Raw genomic sequence first — 16,830 nt, 5'->3', positions numbered from 1 at the left:
ATGACCCGCTACTTCTTTGTAGTCCTCGTAATGGGATTGCTGGGAATAGCTATTGTCGTTAAAGCCGCAGTCATCATGTTTGCGGAGCGACAGTACTGGCAGGATGTAGCCGACCGTTTCGTGAAAGAAAACGTGACGGTAAAGCCTAATCGTGGTAACATTCTTTCATCCGACGGCAAACTGATGGCAAGTTCCCTGCCCGAATATCGTATATACATGGACTTCAAGGCAGGAGGAGAAACCAAGGACACTATGTTGGTGAACCACATGAATGAAATATGTGAAGGGTTGCATAAGATATTCCCTGATAAGAGTACAGCTGAGTTCAAATCACACTTGCAGAAAGGGCGTAAGAAAGGTAGCCGCAACTACCTGATTTATCCGAAACGTATTTCATACATCCAGTACAAAGAAGCCAAACGTCTGCCTGTTTTCAATCTGAACAAATACAAAGGCGGTTTCCACGAACAAGTATATAATCAGCGTAAAAAGCCATTCGGATCCTTGGCAGCCCGTACACTGGGGGACCTTTATGCTGATACTGCACAGGGTGCAAAGAATGGCATCGAACTGGCTTTTGACACTTTGTTGAAAGGACGTGACGGTATCACACACCGCCAGAAAGTAATGAATAAATACCTGAACATCGTAGACATAGCTCCTGTAGATGGCTGTGACATTATCTCCACGCTCGATGTAGGCATGCAGGATATCTGCGAGAAAGCATTGGTGGATATGTTGAAAGACATCAATGCTACCGTAGGTGTAGCTATACTGATGGAGGTGGAAACAGGTGAAGTTAAAGCTATCGTCAATATGATGAAAGCAGGCGATGGTAACTATTATGAAATGCGCAATAATGCCATTAGTGATATGATGGAACCAGGTTCTACATTCAAGACGGCTTCTATCATGGTGGCTCTTGAAGACGGAAAGATTACTCCGGAGACGGAAGTAGATACCGGAAACGGTGTAATGATGATGTACGGTAGCAAGATGAGGGATCATAACTGGCATCGCGGTGGCTACGGGAAGATCAATGTAACCCGCATCCTGGAAGTTTCTTCCAACGTCGGTGTTTCGTACCTCATTGACAAGCACTACAAGGATAATCCTCAAAAATATGTAGACGGACTGAAGCGAATGAGTATTGACCAACCGCTAAATCTACAGATTTCAGGTGAGGGAAAGCCGAATATAAAAGGTCCGAAAGATAGATATTTCGCCAAGACGACCTTACCATGGATGAGCATCGGTTACGAAACTCAGGTTCCACCGCTCAACATCCTTACTTTCTATAATGCTATTGCCAATAATGGCACGATGGTACGTCCTAAGTTTGTAAAGGCCGCTGTAAAAGACGGTGAAGTGATAAAAGAATATCCGACGGAGGTAATCAATCCGAAGATATGTTCCGACCGTACCTTGACACAAATCCGCGATATTCTGGAAAAAGTGGTATCACAAGGATTGGCAAAACCTGCCGGAAGCAAGCAATTCTCCGTAGCCGGAAAAACGGGTACGGCACAGGTATCCCAGGGTGTGGCAGGTTACAAGTCAGGACGGGTGAATTATTTGGTAAGTTTCTGCGGTTACTTCCCGGCAGAAGCACCGAAGTACAGTTGTATTGTTTCTATCCAGAAACCAGGACTTCCTGCCTCAGGTGGTCTGATGGCTGGTAGCGTATTCGGAAAGATTGCCGAAAGAGTGTATGCAAAAAATCTGCGGTTTGATATCCGCAGTGCAATAGATAGCACAAGCAATGTCATTCCTTCGGTAAAAGCAGGAGAAATGAATGAAGCATTGCAAGTGCTGAACGGGCTGAATGTTCCGGTACAAAAACAATTCTCTCCCAAGAAAGGGAAAGAAGCATGGGGACATACACAGGAGTCTCCCAATGCAGTCATACTGCAGGCCAGAGAGGAAGCAAGTTCAAATACAGTTCCCAACGTTATAGGAATGGGAGCGAAAGATGCTGTTTACCTATTGGAAAGCAAAGGACTGAAAGTCAGAATAAGCGGTATAGGAAAGGTAAAGAATCAATCGATACCGGGTGGTAACCGCATTGTGAAAGGTCAAACAGTAGCTTTGACGCTTCATTAAATTACAGGAATATACATTATATATAATAAGGTATGATATTAAGTGAATTACTGAAAGCAATACAACCGATACAAGTTATTGGAAGTACGGAGACGGAAATAACGGGGGTAAATATCGACTCCCGCCTGGTGCAAGCCGGACATCTGTTCATGGCCATGCGCGGTACCCAGACTGACGGGCATGCTTACATTCCCGCTGCCATAGAGAAAGGTGCCGTTGCGGTGCTTTGCGAAGATGTGCCTGAAGAAAAGAAAGAAGATATCACCTACATCCAGGTGAAAGACAGTGAAGATGCTGTTGGTAAAATAGCCACTACTTTTTACGACGACCCAACCTCCAAAATGGAATTGGTAGGCGTAACCGGAACAAACGGGAAAACCACCATCGCTACCTTATTATATAATACGTTCCGCTATTTCGGTTACAAGGTAGGACTGATCTCTACAGTCTGTAACTATATAGATGATCAGGCAATCCCAACTGAACATACCACCCCCGACCCCATCACCCTAAATCAGTTGCTGGGGCAGATGGCGGACTCCGGGTGCAAATATGTCTTCATGGAAGTAAGTTCACATTCCATTGCTCAGAAACGCATTAGTGGTCTACACTTTGCGGGGGGGATCTTTACCAATCTGACACGTGACCACCTGGATTACCACAAGACTGTGGAGAACTACCTCAAGGCTAAGAAGAAGTTTTTCGATGATATGCCGAAAAGTGCTTTCAGTCTGACTAATCTGGATGACAAGAACGGACTCGTCATGACCCAAAACACACGTTCCAAAGTATATACCTATTCCTTGCGTAGCCTCAGCGACTTCAAGGGTAAAATATTGGAATCTCATTTTGAAGGGATGTTGCTCGACTTCAACAACCATGAATTGGCTGTACATTTCATTGGTCGTTTCAATGCTTCAAACTTGCTGGCAGTATTCGGTGCAGCCGTATTGCTTGGAAAGAAAGAAGAAGACGTACTCGTTGCACTCAGCACCCTGAAGCCTGTGACCGGACGCTTCGAGGCTGTACGTTCACCTAAAGGCATCACTGCCATTGTGGACTATGCACACACACCGGATGCCCTCATCAATGTTTTGAATGCCATTCATGGTGTACTCGAAGGAAAAGGAAAAATTATTACTGTAGTCGGTGCAGGCGGCAACCGAGACAAAGGTAAACGCCCCATCATGGCAAAAGAGGCGGCCAAAGCAAGTGATCGTGTTATCATCACTTCAGACAATCCCCGCTTTGAAGAGCCGCAAGATATTATCAATGATATGCTTGCCGGATTGGACAAAGATGACATGCAGAAAACCATCAGCATTGCCGACCGGCGCGAAGCTATCAAAACAGCATGCATGCTGGCGCAGCCCGGTGATGTTATTCTCGTAGCCGGAAAGGGTCATGAGAACTATCAGGAAGTCAAAGGGATTAAACATCATTTTGATGATAAAGAAGAACTAAATAAAGTTTTTAACGGTTAGTGATGAGTGATTAGCAACTGCATTATCACAATGCAAGACACTAATCACTAATCACTAACCACTAATCACTAATCATATGTTATATTACTTATTTCAATGGCTGGACAAATATAACATTCCCGGTGCGGGCATGTTTGGCTATACATCATTCCGGGCTCTGATGGCAATCATTCTCGCATTGCTCATCTCGAGTATCTGGGGTGACCGTTTTATAGACTTGCTGAAACGGAAACAAATCACAGAGACCCAACGTGATGCCAGCATCGACCCGTTCGGAGTGAACAAAGTGGGTGTACCAAGTATGGGAGGCGTCATTATTATTGTGGCCATTCTCATTCCATGTCTATTGCTGGGTAAACTAAGCAATGTCTATATGATATTGATGCTGATTACCACAGTATGGTTAGGATCGTTGGGCTTTGCCGATGACTACATCAAAATCTTCAAGAAAGACAAGGAAGGTTTGCACGGAAAATTCAAAATTATCGGCCAGGTAGGTTTGGGACTGATTGTAGGGCTGACACTTTACCTGAGTCCACAGGCAGTTATCCGCGAGAATATTGAAGTAAAGAAACCAGGACAGGAAATGGAAGTCATCCATGCGGGGCAAGACATTAAGTCTACGCAGACTACGATTCCGTTCTTTAAGAGCAACAACCTGGATTACGCAGACTTTGTGGGTTTCTTAGGTGAGCATGCACAAACTGCCGGTTGGGTTTTATTCGTAATCATTACTATATTCGTAGTAACAGCTGTCAGCAATGGCGCCAATCTGAATGACGGAATGGACGGCATGGCAGCGGGAAACTCGGCAATCATAGGCTTGGCATTAGGTATTTTAGCCTATGTATCGAGCCACATTACGTATGCCAGTTACCTTAACATCATGTATATCCCCGGATCGGAGGAACTGGTAATTTTCATTTGTGCCTTTATCGGTGCATTGATCGGTTTCCTGTGGTACAATGCATATCCTGCACAGGTATTCATGGGCGATACGGGTAGTTTGACAATCGGTGGTATCATTGCCGTGTTTGCCATTATCATACACAAAGAGTTACTGATACCTATTCTTTGTGGAGTGTTTCTGGTAGAGAACTTGTCCGTTATCCTGCAACGATTCTATTACAAAGCCGGAAAGAGAAGGGGCGTTAAGCAAAGGTTGTTCAAGCGAACTCCCATTCACGACCATTTCCGTACTTCCATGAGTCTGATAGAACCGGGGTGTACAGTGAAGTTCACAACGCCGACCAAGCTGTTCCATGAATCAAAGATAACAGTCCGCTTCTGGATTGTGACGATTGTATTGGCAGCGATAACGATTATAACATTAAAGATAAGATAATAGAGCTACCAGCCGCGAGCTACAAGCTACAAGTGCTCGCTACTGGTTGCTGATAAATAACAAACTTGTAGCAACTACCAACTCCAGCCACTACTGATAGCTGGTAGTTCATAACTAAAGAATATATGAGTAGAATTGTAGTATTAGGAGCCGGAGAGAGCGGTGCAGGTGCTGCCGTACTCGCCAAAGTGAAGGGTTTCGACACATTCGTATCCGACATGTCCGCCATCAAAGATAAATATAAGGAAGTGCTGGATAAGTACAGTATTGCCTGGGAAGAAGGACAGCATACGGAGGAACTGATTTTGAGTGCGGATGAAGTGGTGAAAAGCCCTGGTATTCCCAACGACGCTCCGATGATACTGAAACTGAAAGAGCAAGGTACACCTGTTATCTCTGAGATAGAGTTTGCGGGACGCTATACCAATGCAAAAATGATCTGTATTACCGGTTCAAATGGCAAGACCACTACCACCTCACTTATTTACCACATTTTCAAAAGTGCAGGTCTGAATGTGGGATTGGCTGGTAACATAGGTAAGAGCCTTGCCTTGCAGGTAGCCACAGACCAACATGATTATTATGTGATTGAGCTCAGCTCTTTCCAACTGGATAATATGTATAAGTTTCGTGCCAATATTGCCGTACTGATGAACATCACACCCGATCATCTGGACCGTTACGACCATTGTATGCAGAATTATGTGGATGCCAAATTCCGCATCACACAGAACCAGACACCTGAAGATGCTTTCATCTTCTGGAATGATGACCCCATCATCAAGCGGGAACTGGACAAGCATGGACTGCGAGCCCACCTTTATCCGTTCTCTGCAGTAAAAGAAGATGGAGCTATAGCTTATGTGGAAGACGGCGAAGTTGAAATCAATGAACCCATTGACTTCAACATGGAGCAAGAAAAACTGGCCCTGCAAGGTACACATAATTTATACAATTCTCTCGCCGCAGGTATCTCAGCCAATCTTGCCGGAATAGAGAAAGAATATATTCGTCGGGCATTGTCTGACTTTAAAGGGGTGGAACATCGCCTGGAAAAAGTTGCAACTGTACGTGGTGTGGAGTTCATCAATGACTCTAAAGCCACAAACGTAAATTCCTGTTGGTACGCCCTGCAAAGTATGAAGACGAAAACCGTGCTTATCCTGGGAGGAAAAGATAAAGGTAATGACTATACGGAAATAGAAGATTTAGTACGTGAGAAGTGTTCAGCCTTAGTTTATCTGGGATTGCACAATGAGAAGCTACATGACTTCTTTGATCGCATGGGATTGCCCGTAGCCGATGTACAAACCGGCATGAAGGATGCTGTAGACGCAGCATTCCGTCTGGCCCAAAAGGGTGAAACCGTATTACTCAGTCCTTGTTGTGCCAGTTTCGATCTTTTCAACAGCTATGAAGACCGGGGCGATCAATTCAAGGCATGCGTAAGAGACCTTTAATTATTAATTTTTAATTTGCGAAGCATTGGATTTATTAAAAAGCATATTCAAAGGTGATAAGGTAATCTGGATTATATTCCTTTTCCTTTGCCTCATTTCTATCGTAGAAGTGTTCAGTGCTGCGTCTACCCTGACGTATAAAAGCGGTGACCACTGGGGGCCGATTACACAGCACAGCATCATCTTGATGGTGGGTGCCGTAGTAGTGGTGTTTATGCACAATATCCCCTACAAATGGTTTCAGGTATTTCCTGTATTCCTGCTTCCACTATCCGTGGTACTGCTGGCCCTCGTTATGATGATGGAACGCATTAACGGTGCTGCACGCTGGATGACCTTCATGGGGGTTCAGTTCCAACCTTCGGAAGTAGCCAAAATGGCTGTTATCATAGTTACCGCCTTTATTCTTTCGAAAGGGCAGGACGAAGATGGAGCCAGTCCGAAAGCTTTTAAGCGTATCATGATTATCACAGGTGTCATTTGTCTGCTGATTGCCCCGGAAAACCTCTCGACGGCAGCACTGCTTTTCGGAGTGGTTTATCTGATGATGTTCATCGGGCGAGTGGCAATGAAGAAATTATTAATACTGGCAGGCGGTCTGGCTGGAGTAGCAATTATAGGTATAACGTTCCTTGTACTAACCAAGAATAGTGATTTGCCATTCCTGCACCGCTTCGACACATGGCGTGCCCGTATCGAGAAGTTTACAAATGACAATGAGGTACCTGCTGCTAAATTCGATATAGACAAAGATGCCCAGATTGCACATGCACGTATTGCTGTAGCTACGAGTCACGTTGTAGGTAAAGGACCGGGTAACTCGGTACAACGCGACTTCCTGAGCCAGGCTTTCTCTGACTTTATCTTTGCTATCATTATCGAAGAATTGGGATTGATAGGTGGAGCTTTCGTCGTATTCCTTTACGTCTGCCTGCTGATACGAGTCGGGCGTATTGCGAAGAAGTGTGAACGAACGTTCCCTGCCTTCCTTATAATAGGGATTGCACTACTACTCGTATCGCAAGCTATATTCAATATGATGGTAGCAGTAGGATTGGCCCCGGTAACCGGACAGCCGCTTCCGCTTATCAGTAAAGGTGGCACTTCTACACTTATCAACTGTGCTTATATCGGCATGATACTGAGTGTGAGCCGCTATACCGCCAGACTGGAAGAACAGAAGGAACACGATGCTTTAATACCCATGCAAGTAGAAGCACCTGCCGAAGAGACAAATAGCGATGCACAAACAGCTGCTGACCCGACGGCGAAGGTATTGAACAGTGATGCTGAATTTGAATAAAAATAAGATATATGGAAACAAAAAATAACGGACCGCGCGTCATCATCAGTGGTGGAGGTACAGGAGGACATATATTTCCTGCAGTATCTATCGCCAACGCCATCAAGGAACTACGCCCTGATGCAGAGATCCTCTTTGTAGGTGCAGAAGGACGAATGGAGATGCAACGCGTGCCCGATGCAGGATATAAAATTATCGGTCTGCCTGTAGCAGGATTCGACCGTAAGCGCTTATGGAAGAACTTTGCAGTAATTATCAAGTTGTTGCGTAGCCAGTGGAAAGCACGCCGTATCCTGAAAGAATTTAACCCGCAGGTAGCAGTAGGTGTAGGCGGATATGCCAGTGGTCCTACATTAAAAGTAGCGGGCATGATGGGAGTTCCTACTTTGATACAAGAGCAGAATTCTTATGCAGGAGTGACAAACAAATTGCTTGCACAGAAAGCATGTAAAATCTGCATAGCATATGATGGAATGGAGAAATTCTTCCCCTCAGATAAGATTATCATGACAGGGAATCCCGTACGTCAGAACCTGTTAGCAAATAAACAGAGCCGCGAAGAAGCTGTAGCCTCTTTCGGCTTTAATCCGGAGAAGAAAACAATATTGATACTGGGTGGAAGTTTGGGGGCACGTACCATCAATCAGACCCTCATTGCTGCATTGGATACGATAAAAGCAAACGGCGACATTCAGTTCATCTGGCAGACAGGAAAAATATATATCCAGCAAGTCAAGGATGCCATTACCACCGCAACGGGCGAAGCTATACGTAATCCACGTATTCCTGCTATCCCGAATCTGTATGTAACGGATTTCATCAAAGACATGGCAAGTGCATATGCAGCTGCCGATCTGGTTATTTCCCGTGCAGGTGCCGGTTCTATCTCAGAATTCTGCCTGCTGAACAAACCGGTCATTCTGGTGCCTTCACCCAATGTGGCAGAAGACCATCAGACTAAAAATGCACTGGCACTGGTAGATAAGAAAGCCGCCATTTATGTGAAAGATGTAGATGCTATGAAGCATCTGGTTCCTGTGGCCCTTGAAACTGTCACAGATGTCGAGAAGCTGAAAACATTGAGCGAAAACATTGCAAAACTGGCTTTGCCGGATTCGGCAACCATTATTGCAAAAGAAGTATTGAAACTGATAAATAACGATTAGTGTTTAGTGATTAGCCCCGTACACACAGCGCTAATCACTAATCACTAACCGCTAAACACTAAAATACATGAATATAGAAAATATAAAATCCGTATATTTCGTTGGTGCCGGTGGCATCGGTATGAGCGCCCTGATACGCTACTTCTTATCAAAGGGAAAGCTCGTTGCCGGCTACGACCGTACCTCAAGCGAACTAACCGAACACCTGATTGCAGAAGGAGCACAGATACATTACGAAGAGAATTTGGATCTGATTCCTGAAGCCTGCAAGAATGCAGAGAGCACTTTGGTAGTGTATACTCCGGCTGTTCCGCAAGAGCATGCCGAGTTAGTATATTTCCGTAACAATGGTTTCGAGATTCAGAAACGGGCACAGGTTTTAGGAACGATCACACATAGTAGCAAAGGCTTGTGTGTAGCCGGTACACATGGTAAAACAACTACCAGTACAATGGCAGCACATCTGCTTTACCAATCACACATCGGTTGTACTGCATTCCTCGGAGGTATCTCCAAGAATTATGGTACTAACCTATTATTATCACAGTCCAGTCCATACACTGTGATCGAGGCAGATGAATTTGACCGCTCATTCCACTGGTTATCACCTTACATGAGCGTAATAACTGCCACAGACCCCGACCATCTGGATATTTATGGCACAGAAGAAGCCTACCTGGAAAGTTTTCGTCATTATACGACGCTTATCCAGCCGGGTGGTGCACTCATTATACACAAGGACATCACTTTGAAACCTGATGTGCAGACCGGTGTAAAAGTCTATAGTTACGCCCGTACCGAAGGAGATTTCCACGCAGAGAATATCCGTATCGGAAATGGTGAAATCTTTATCGATTTTGTTGCACCCGACACGCGTATTAATGATATCCAACTGGGTGTTCCCGTCAGCATCAATATAGAGAATGGCGTAGCAGCCATGGCACTCGCCCACCTCAACGGTGCGACAGACGAAGAGATCAAACAAGGTATGGCAAGTTTCCGGGGAGTAGACCGTCGTTTCGATTTCAAGATCAAGAATGACAAGGTCGTATTCCTGAGCGACTATGCCCATCATCCAGCCGAAATAGCACAGAGTGTAAAATCCATTCGTGATCTGTATCAGGACAAGAAGATTACAGCTATCTTCCAGCCACATCTCTATACCCGCACGCGCGATTTCTATAAGGAATTTGCCGACAGCCTGTCACTACTTGACGAAGTCATTCTCGTAGATATCTACCCGGCACGTGAGCAACCGATTCCCGGTGTCACCAGCCAATTGATATACGATAACCTGCGACCGGGCATTGAAAAATGCATGTGTAAAAAAGAGGATATACTGGAACTCTTATCTCAAAAGCAGATTGAAGTTCTGATAACTTTGGGTGCCGGAGATATAGACAACTACGTCCCTGAAATCACAAAACTATTAAATAAATAGCCCATGTTAAAACGAATTCTATTGTCTATCGTCCTACTGCTCGTCATCGCCTATCTGGTGGTAGCTCTCTCGGCTTTCAACCGGAAGCCTGCCGGACAGGTGTGCAATGACATGGAATTGGTTATCAAAGATACCGTCTATGCGGGTTTCATCACCAAAAAGGAAGTGGCGGACATACTGGAGAAGAAAGGGATTTATCCTGTTGGTAAACCAATAGATCGCATCCGTAGTAAAACGCTGGAACGGGAACTTGCCAAACATCCGCTTATTGATGAAGTGGAATGCTACAAGACTCCCAGTGGTAAACTTTGCGTAGAAGTCAGTCAACGTATCCCAATCCTGCGAGTGATAAGTGCAAACGGGGAGAACTACTATCTGGACAATAAAGGTACTGTGATGCCACCCGATGCAAAGTGTGTTGCACACCTTGCCATAGTGACCGGAAGAGTAGAAAAGTCGTTTGCCATGAGGGATTTATATAAGTTTGGTGTATTTTTGCAGAATAATAAGTTCTGGGAAGCACAGATTGAACAGATACATGTGCTGTCGGACAAGGACGTGGAATTGGTGCCTCGCGTAGGCGACCATATTATCTATCTTGGAAAGCTGGATGGTTTTGAGCGTAAACTCGAACGGATGAAAGCTTTTTATGAAAGAGGTTTAAATCAGGTAGGATGGAACAAATATTCCCGTATTAGCGTTGAATTTAGTAACCAGATTATCTGTACAAAGCGAGAGAAGTGATGTACAATTTACCATTTACAATGTACAATTTGCTATGTAGGGTAGTGGTGCAATCTTAATGGTAAATGGTACATTGTAAATGGTAAATGGTAAATGAAAATATAATTAATAGAAAAGATATGGCAACAACAGAATTTATCGCCGCTATCGAGTTGAGTTCTTCCAAGATTTCCGGTATCGCAGGAAAGAAGAACAGTGACGGAAGCATACAAGTGCTGGCTTATGCGCGTGAAGATGCCGCTTCTTTTATCCATAAAGGAGTCATCTACAACATTGATAAGACCGCACAGGCTCTGACTTCCATCATCAACAAGCTGGAAAGCCAGTTGAACAACTCCATTGCCAAAGTATACGTAGGCATTGGCGGACAGTCTTTGCGCACGGTAAAGAATGCGGTAAGCCGTGTGCTGGAAGAGGAAGGGATTATCTCACAAGAGTTGGTAGACGCTATCAGCGACGAAAACCTCGAAGTCCCCCTGATGGACATGAGTGTGCTGGATGTCGCCCCGCAGGAATATAAAATAGACAATAACCTTCAAGCCGACCCGGTAGGTGTGGCAGGCAAGCGTATCACAGGAAACTTCCTGAATATTGTGGCCCGTGCTTCACTTAAGAAGAATCTGGAGCACAGCTTTGAACAGGCTAAGATAGAAATAGCCGACCTGCTCATCGCTCCGATAGCATTGGCGAATGCCGTGCTGACGGAAAGTGAGATGCGTTCGGGTTGTGCATTGGTGGATTTCGGTGCGGATACAACGACTGTATCGGTTTATAAAAATAACATGCTCCGCTTCCTCAGTGTATTGCCACTGGGTGGAAACAATATTACCCGTGACATCACTGCCCTGCAAATGGAAGAGGCTGAAGCTGAACAACTGAAAAAGAAGTACGGTGATATGCTCTACGAAGAAGAGGAAACAGAAACACCCGCAGTCTGTACTTTGGAAGACGGTCGCAACATCGAACTTAACGTATTAAATGATATCATCGATGCACGCGCCGAAGAAATCCTTGCCAATGTATGGAACCAACTTCAACTGTCAGGATACGAGGATAAGCTATTATCCGGTATCATCTTCACTGGTGGAGGTGCCAACCTGAAAAACCTGGAAGAAGCGTTCCGTAAACGTAGCAAGGTTGAGAAAGTGAAGACCACCAAATTTGTTCATAACAACATCCACGGCTTCAACGATGTGCTGAAGAAAGACTGTATGCAGAATACCCTGCTCGGACTGCTTGCTGCAGGAAATGAGAACTGCTGTCTGCAAGAAGTGAAACCCGCTGTTACGACGACGGCTGTTCCGAAACAACCCGTCGATATGTTCGGCGATGATGAAGCCCTGAAAGAACAGGAAGCCGCCGCCCGCGCTGCCAAGGCTCAACGTGACAAGGAAGAGAAAGAACGTCGCGAACGGGAACGTAAGGAGAAAGAGCGTAAAGAGAAAGAAGAGAAAAAGAAAAAGAAGAAAGAAGGTCCCAGCTGGTTTGAAAAGACTTTCAACAAGCTTTCCAATGAAATTTTCTCGGATGACGATTTGAAATAAACTTAATAAAATAAGGAACTATGGACGATATAGTACAATTCGATTTCCCGACAGACTCACCGAAGATCATCAAAGTGATTGGTGTAGGTGGTGGTGGTGGTAACGCTGTGAACCACATGTACCGGGAAGGCATACACGACGTGACGTTCGTTCTGTGCAACACAGACAACCAAGCGTTGAAAGAGTCTCCCGTCCCCGTGAAATTGCAACTGGGACGTTCTATCACCGAGGGACTAGGTGCCGGAAACCGTCCCGAACGTGCCCGCGAAGCTGCCGAAGAAAGTAGTGAAGAAATCAAAGCGCTACTGAACGACGGTACAAAAATGGTATTCATTACTGCCGGAATGGGTGGCGGAACAGGTACGGGCGCTGCTCCCGTCATAGCCCGCATAGCCAAAGAAATGGACATCCTTACGGTCGGTATCGTCACCATACCTTTCATCTTCGAAGGTGAAAAGAAGATTATTCAGGCACTGGACGGTGTGGAGCGTATCGCCCAACATGTAGATGCCCTGCTGGTTATCAATAACGAACGCCTGCGCGAGATATATTCCGACCTTACGTTCATGAATGCTTTCGGCAAGGCAGACGATACATTGTCTATCGCCGCCAAAAGTATTGCCGAGATTATCACCATGCGCGGAACGGTGAACCTTGACTTTGCAGATGTGAAAACCATCCTCAAAGATGGTGGTGTGGCTATCATGAGTACAGGTTTCGGCGAAGGTGAAAGTCGTGTGACCAAAGCTATCGACGATGCCCTGCACTCTCCGCTACTGAACAACAATGACATCTTCAATGCCAAGAAGGTGATGCTGAATGTATCCTTCTGCGAAAGTTCCGAGCTGATGATGGAAGAAATGAACGAGATTCACGAGTTCATGAGCAAATTCCGCGAAGGTGTAGAGGTGATCTGGGGTGTAGCTATGGACAACACACTGGAAGGCAGAGTCAAGATTACCGTACTTGCCACCGGTTTCGGTGTGGAAGATGTTCCCGGTATGGACAGCGTACTCGAAAAGCGCAGCCAGGAAGAGGAAGAACGCCAGCTTCAGCTTGAAGAAGAAAAAGAAAAGAATAAAGAACGTATCCGCAAAGCCTATGGTGAAAGTGCCAGTGGCATCGGTAGCAAAAATATCCGCAAACGTCGCCATATCTATATCTTCAACCCGGAAGACCTGGACAATGCCGACATTATCAGTATGGTAGAAAGTTCACCGACGTATCTGCGCGATAAGAGTACTTTGAGTACCATCAAAACCAAAGCCGCTACCGAAGGGCAGATAGCTACGGAAAAAGCACAGGGAGGTGAAGACTTGGGAGGTGTGATTACTTTCTAAGCTACAGATTAAATGTAAATAGTAAAATAATAAATAGTATTATGGATTTATTTGAAAGAGTCAGCGAAGACATTAAAACCGCAATGAAAGCCAAAGACAAAGTGGCTCTCGAAACACTGAGAAACATCAAGAAAGTATTCCTGGAAGCAAAAACAGCTCCGGGAGCTAACGATACTCTGACTGACGATGCTGCATTGAAAATTATGCAGAAGCTCATGAAACAAGGCAAAGATGCAGCTGAAATATACATCCAGCAAGGTCGCCAGGACTTGGCAGACGAAGAACTGGCACAGGTAAAGGTGATTGAGGTCTATCTGCCCAAACAAATGTCAGCCGAAGAGTTGGAAGCTGCCTTGAAAGAAATTATTGCCGAAACAGGTGCTACCAGTGGTAAAGATATGGGTAAGGTAATGGGGGTTGCTTCCAAGAAGCTTGCCGGACTTGCCGAAGGACGTGCCATCTCCGCCAAAGTAAAAGAATTGCTGGGATAATCTCCCGCTTTGTCACCGTCATTGGCCGTGTTTTCGGGAGATAGAAGAAGACGAATCAACTTCTATCTCCCAAAAACACGGCTTCTTTTTGCATTTTATTGAGTATCATAATTTTTAATTCAAATACTATCGTTATATTTGCCACGCATTTTAAGGGAATATCCCCGCATAATAATAAAACTAGAATTCTGGCACAATATCATGAAAAGCAATATAAAGATATGGAAATTAATAGTCCTTGTGGGGACAATGTTTTTCTTGTCTGACGTTGCTCATGCAAAGAACCGGGCGCAAGATAGCATACCGGGATACAAGCCGGATACAGGTTACTTCGCCAAACGCTTTATTCACAGACTGGGAGTAGAATACCGCCCGGGATACATTTTCCAGACCAGTTCTTTTCTGGCAGGAGATAACTCACAATGGAAGCCTTACGAATGGGGTTATTCAGCCCACTTGAAATATTCATTCCAATTTAAGCCCAATACTTGCGCCGACCGGATTTATGGTAGTGCCTACCAAGGTATAGGCTTAGGCTATTACGATTTCGGAAGCAAAGAAGAATTAGGAAATCCGATTGCCATTTACCTCTATCAGGGAGCACGTATTGCCCGTATTACTTCGCGGCTATCACTCAATTACGAATGGAACTTCGGCTTATCATTGGGATGGAAACCCTATGACGACTACACCAACCCTCACAACAGTGTGATCGGTTCAAAAGCAAATGCCTATATCAATGCGGGCATACAATTCAACTGGATGGTTTCACGGGAAATCGACTTGGTTGCCGGAGTTACGGGTACCCATTTCTCCAACGGTAATACTAAATTTCCCAATGCCGGCCTCAATACAATGGGCCTAAAAGTAGGGGTTATCTACAACTTCAACAGACCTAAAGATGCACTCACCAAGCCTCTATATAAAGCTCCTATTCCAAAGTTCTCACGATACCTCAGCTACGACTTAACCCTGTTCGGTTCATGGAGACGGAAAGGAGTATGGGTAGGAAGCGGACAAATTGCTTCACCAGATGCCTATACTGTGCTTGGTTTCAATTTCGCACCTATGTATAACATCGGATATAAATTCCGCACAGGTGTATCACTGGATGGCGTATATGATGCCAGTTCCAATGTCTACACTATCCCTGGAAACGGCAATGAATGCTACAAACCTTCATTGGAAAAACAGTTAGCTTTAGGTATTTCCGGACGTGCAGAATATGTAATGCCTTACTTCACAGTAGGTGTGGGCATCGGAGCCAATGTGCTGCACGGTGGCGGTGACCATAAAGGTATCTACCAGGTATTGACACTCAAAGTGGAGATGACCCGCAGTTCTTATCTGCATATCGGGTATAACCTGAAGAACTTCAGTGACCCGAATTATCTGATGATGGGTATCGGCTTCCGCTTCAATAACAAGTATCCTACCTTTCACAGAAGATAAAACGCACCATGTCCAGGGGGCTTCCCCATATCCCTAACACATCTTTTGCATCAAGGGTCAGTAAGATATGCAGGAAAGGGCTCATTGTTCCGCGTCAAAGGATTTATTAATCCGTATCAAAGAGCTCCTTCAACACCTCAAGAGACTTTAATACAGGAAAGTCAGGCAAGTGGAGGCGATAATATTCATTCATTATTGTAAGGCAGCGAGTACGTTCGGCGCGGTTCATGGCAAAGAGATGCATTGTTTCATAATTCATGCGCATCAGCATTATCAACCGTGAGGCTTCCTCCGGAAGTATATAAGAAGAATGGAGTTGCGGTCGCAGAGGAGTAAAACAAGCATTCAGCATATCAAAATAATCGCCTTTATGATAATCTTCCAGATTAGGATACAATCCCAAGAAGCGGGATAAGCGCATCAGAAATACCAAATGGAAGTTCGCAAAATTATCACGGCATTCATCCAGCCAAATAATAGAATGCTGCAAGTAAGCAAACAACGGATGGTTTTCAGCCTCCTCACGCACTGCCCGATAGAGAAATTCCGCCAGGAAAAGTGCAATGGAAGACTTATACGGATCATAAGGAATAGAAGAAAACGGATAGAAAGACTTCGCTTCCGTTATCTTATATATACTGGCATTCGGACGGAAATCAGCTTCCAATTCCACCAAAGCCAATGGTTGGAACAATACCGGTTTCACCGCAGCCTTTCGCGAACGGGGAATCTTTACGATGAACGAAGCACGCCCGACCACCTCTGTATAAATGTCTGCAATAAGGGAAGTATCGTTATATTTCAGGGTATGCAGCACAATCCCCAGCGTTTTCTGTAACATCCGCACTTACTATTTTGGTTTCAATCCGGTAACAAAACTACGAAAAAAGACGGAAACAGCAGGGATAAAACGCGGATAAATAAAAAAATGCAGGCAGACAAGTAAAAAAACGAAAG

The 16,830-nt window shown here is 44.9% G+C and carries 13 protein-coding genes; 12 read left to right on the top strand and 1 reads right to left on the bottom strand.

Translation table 11 applies throughout. The features are described 5' to 3' along the window. The 12 genes from DW036_RS01000 to DW036_RS00945 all read left to right on the top strand — a co-directional run bounded on the left by DW036_RS01000 (position 1) and on the right by DW036_RS00945 (position 15,873). Positions 1 to 2,103, top strand: a complete 2,103-nt coding sequence (locus tag DW036_RS01000) for a penicillin-binding protein (protein ID WP_118461142.1) — start codon at positions 1 to 3, stop codon at positions 2,101 to 2,103. 32 nt (positions 2,104 to 2,135) lie between these two features. After that, positions 2,136 to 3,587, top strand: coding sequence for a UDP-N-acetylmuramoyl-L-alanyl-D-glutamate--2,6-diaminopimelate ligase (locus DW036_RS00995; RefSeq protein WP_118460603.1), 1,452 nt, complete (start codon positions 2,136 to 2,138; stop codon positions 3,585 to 3,587). Positions 3,588 to 3,663: 76 nt separating this feature from the next. Then, positions 3,664 to 4,932, top strand: a complete 1,269-nt coding sequence (gene mraY, locus DW036_RS00990; RefSeq protein ID WP_118460601.1) for a phospho-N-acetylmuramoyl-pentapeptide-transferase — start codon at positions 3,664 to 3,666, stop codon at positions 4,930 to 4,932. A gap of 125 nt (positions 4,933 to 5,057) precedes the next feature. Next, positions 5,058 to 6,392 (top strand): UDP-N-acetylmuramoyl-L-alanine--D-glutamate ligase, encoded by a 1,335-nt coding sequence (gene murD / locus DW036_RS00985; protein ID WP_118460600.1) that lies wholly within the window; start codon positions 5,058 to 5,060, stop codon positions 6,390 to 6,392. A 25-nt stretch (positions 6,393 to 6,417) separates the two neighbouring features. Next, positions 6,418 to 7,695 (top strand): FtsW/RodA/SpoVE family cell cycle protein, encoded by a 1,278-nt coding sequence (locus DW036_RS00980; protein WP_118460598.1) that lies wholly within the window; start codon positions 6,418 to 6,420, stop codon positions 7,693 to 7,695. An 11-nt stretch (positions 7,696 to 7,706) separates the two neighbouring features. Then, positions 7,707 to 8,861 carry an undecaprenyldiphospho-muramoylpentapeptide beta-N-acetylglucosaminyltransferase gene (murG, locus tag DW036_RS00975; RefSeq protein ID WP_118460596.1) on the top strand — a complete coding sequence of 385 codons (1,155 nt, stop codon included), beginning with the start codon at positions 7,707 to 7,709 and terminating at the stop codon, positions 8,859 to 8,861. A 67-nt stretch (positions 8,862 to 8,928) separates the two neighbouring features. Then, on the top strand, positions 8,929 to 10,302 hold the full coding sequence (gene murC, locus DW036_RS00970) for a UDP-N-acetylmuramate--L-alanine ligase (RefSeq protein WP_118460594.1): 1,374 nt from the start codon (positions 8,929 to 8,931) through the stop codon (positions 10,300 to 10,302). A gap of 3 nt (positions 10,303 to 10,305) precedes the next feature. Further along, positions 10,306 to 11,046, top strand: coding sequence for a cell division protein FtsQ/DivIB (locus tag DW036_RS00965; protein WP_118460592.1), 741 nt, complete (start codon positions 10,306 to 10,308; stop codon positions 11,044 to 11,046). Between the two features lie 119 nt (positions 11,047 to 11,165). Next, the gene (gene ftsA, locus DW036_RS00960; RefSeq protein WP_118460590.1) at positions 11,166 to 12,590 is read left to right on the top strand and encodes a cell division protein FtsA; all 1,425 of its coding nucleotides are present in this window, start codon (positions 11,166 to 11,168) and stop codon (positions 12,588 to 12,590) included. A gap of 20 nt (positions 12,591 to 12,610) precedes the next feature. Then, entirely contained in the window at positions 12,611 to 13,930 is a 1,320-nt protein-coding gene (gene ftsZ, locus DW036_RS00955; RefSeq protein WP_118460588.1) for a cell division protein FtsZ, read from the top strand. 41 nt (positions 13,931 to 13,971) lie between these two features. Beyond that, on the top strand, positions 13,972 to 14,421 hold the full coding sequence (locus DW036_RS00950; protein ID WP_021968176.1) for a GatB/YqeY domain-containing protein: 450 nt from the start codon (positions 13,972 to 13,974) through the stop codon (positions 14,419 to 14,421). Positions 14,422 to 14,622: 201 nt separating this feature from the next. After that, a complete protein-coding gene (locus DW036_RS00945; protein WP_118460586.1) occupies positions 14,623 to 15,873 on the top strand; it encodes an acyloxyacyl hydrolase in 1,251 nt (416 codons plus the stop codon). 106 nt (positions 15,874 to 15,979) lie between these two features. Here DW036_RS00945 and recO read toward each other — a convergent pair whose 3' ends face one another. After that, positions 15,980 to 16,714 (bottom strand): DNA repair protein RecO, encoded by a 735-nt coding sequence (gene recO / locus DW036_RS00940; protein ID WP_118460584.1) that lies wholly within the window; start codon positions 16,712 to 16,714, stop codon positions 15,980 to 15,982. Between the last annotated feature and the right edge of the window lie 116 nt (positions 16,715 to 16,830).

This window comes from Bacteroides sp. AF39-11AC (genome assembly GCF_003474285.1).
GTDB lineage: Bacteria > Bacteroidota > Bacteroidia > Bacteroidales > Bacteroidaceae > Bacteroides.
This window is presented reverse-complemented; position numbering and strand designations above follow the sequence as displayed.

Excerpts from the sequence above, each read along its gene's own strand:
- DW036_RS00965 (WP_118460592.1), top strand. The coding sequence starts at position 10,306 with ATGTTAAAACGAATTCTATTGTCTATCGTCCTACTGCTCGTCATCGCC.
- murD (WP_118460600.1), top strand. The coding sequence starts at position 5,058 with ATGAGTAGAATTGTAGTATTAGGAGCCGGAGAGAGCGGTGCAGGTGCT.
- ftsA (WP_118460590.1), top strand. The coding sequence starts at position 11,166 with ATGGCAACAACAGAATTTATCGCCGCTATCGAGTTGAGTTCTTCCAAG.
- mraY (WP_118460601.1), top strand. The coding sequence starts at position 3,664 with ATGTTATATTACTTATTTCAATGGCTGGACAAATATAACATTCCCGGT.
- ftsZ (WP_118460588.1), top strand. The coding sequence starts at position 12,611 with ATGGACGATATAGTACAATTCGATTTCCCGACAGACTCACCGAAGATC.
- murC (WP_118460594.1), top strand. The coding sequence starts at position 8,929 with ATGAATATAGAAAATATAAAATCCGTATATTTCGTTGGTGCCGGTGGC.
- recO (WP_118460584.1), bottom strand. The coding sequence starts at position 16,714 with ATGTTACAGAAAACGCTGGGGATTGTGCTGCATACCCTGAAATATAAC.
- DW036_RS00950 (WP_021968176.1), top strand. The coding sequence starts at position 13,972 with ATGGATTTATTTGAAAGAGTCAGCGAAGACATTAAAACCGCAATGAAA.
- DW036_RS00945 (WP_118460586.1), top strand. The coding sequence starts at position 14,623 with ATGAAAAGCAATATAAAGATATGGAAATTAATAGTCCTTGTGGGGACA.
- DW036_RS01000 (WP_118461142.1), top strand. The coding sequence starts at position 1 with ATGACCCGCTACTTCTTTGTAGTCCTCGTAATGGGATTGCTGGGAATA.
- DW036_RS00995 (WP_118460603.1), top strand. The coding sequence starts at position 2,136 with ATGATATTAAGTGAATTACTGAAAGCAATACAACCGATACAAGTTATT.
- murG (WP_118460596.1), top strand. The coding sequence starts at position 7,707 with ATGGAAACAAAAAATAACGGACCGCGCGTCATCATCAGTGGTGGAGGT.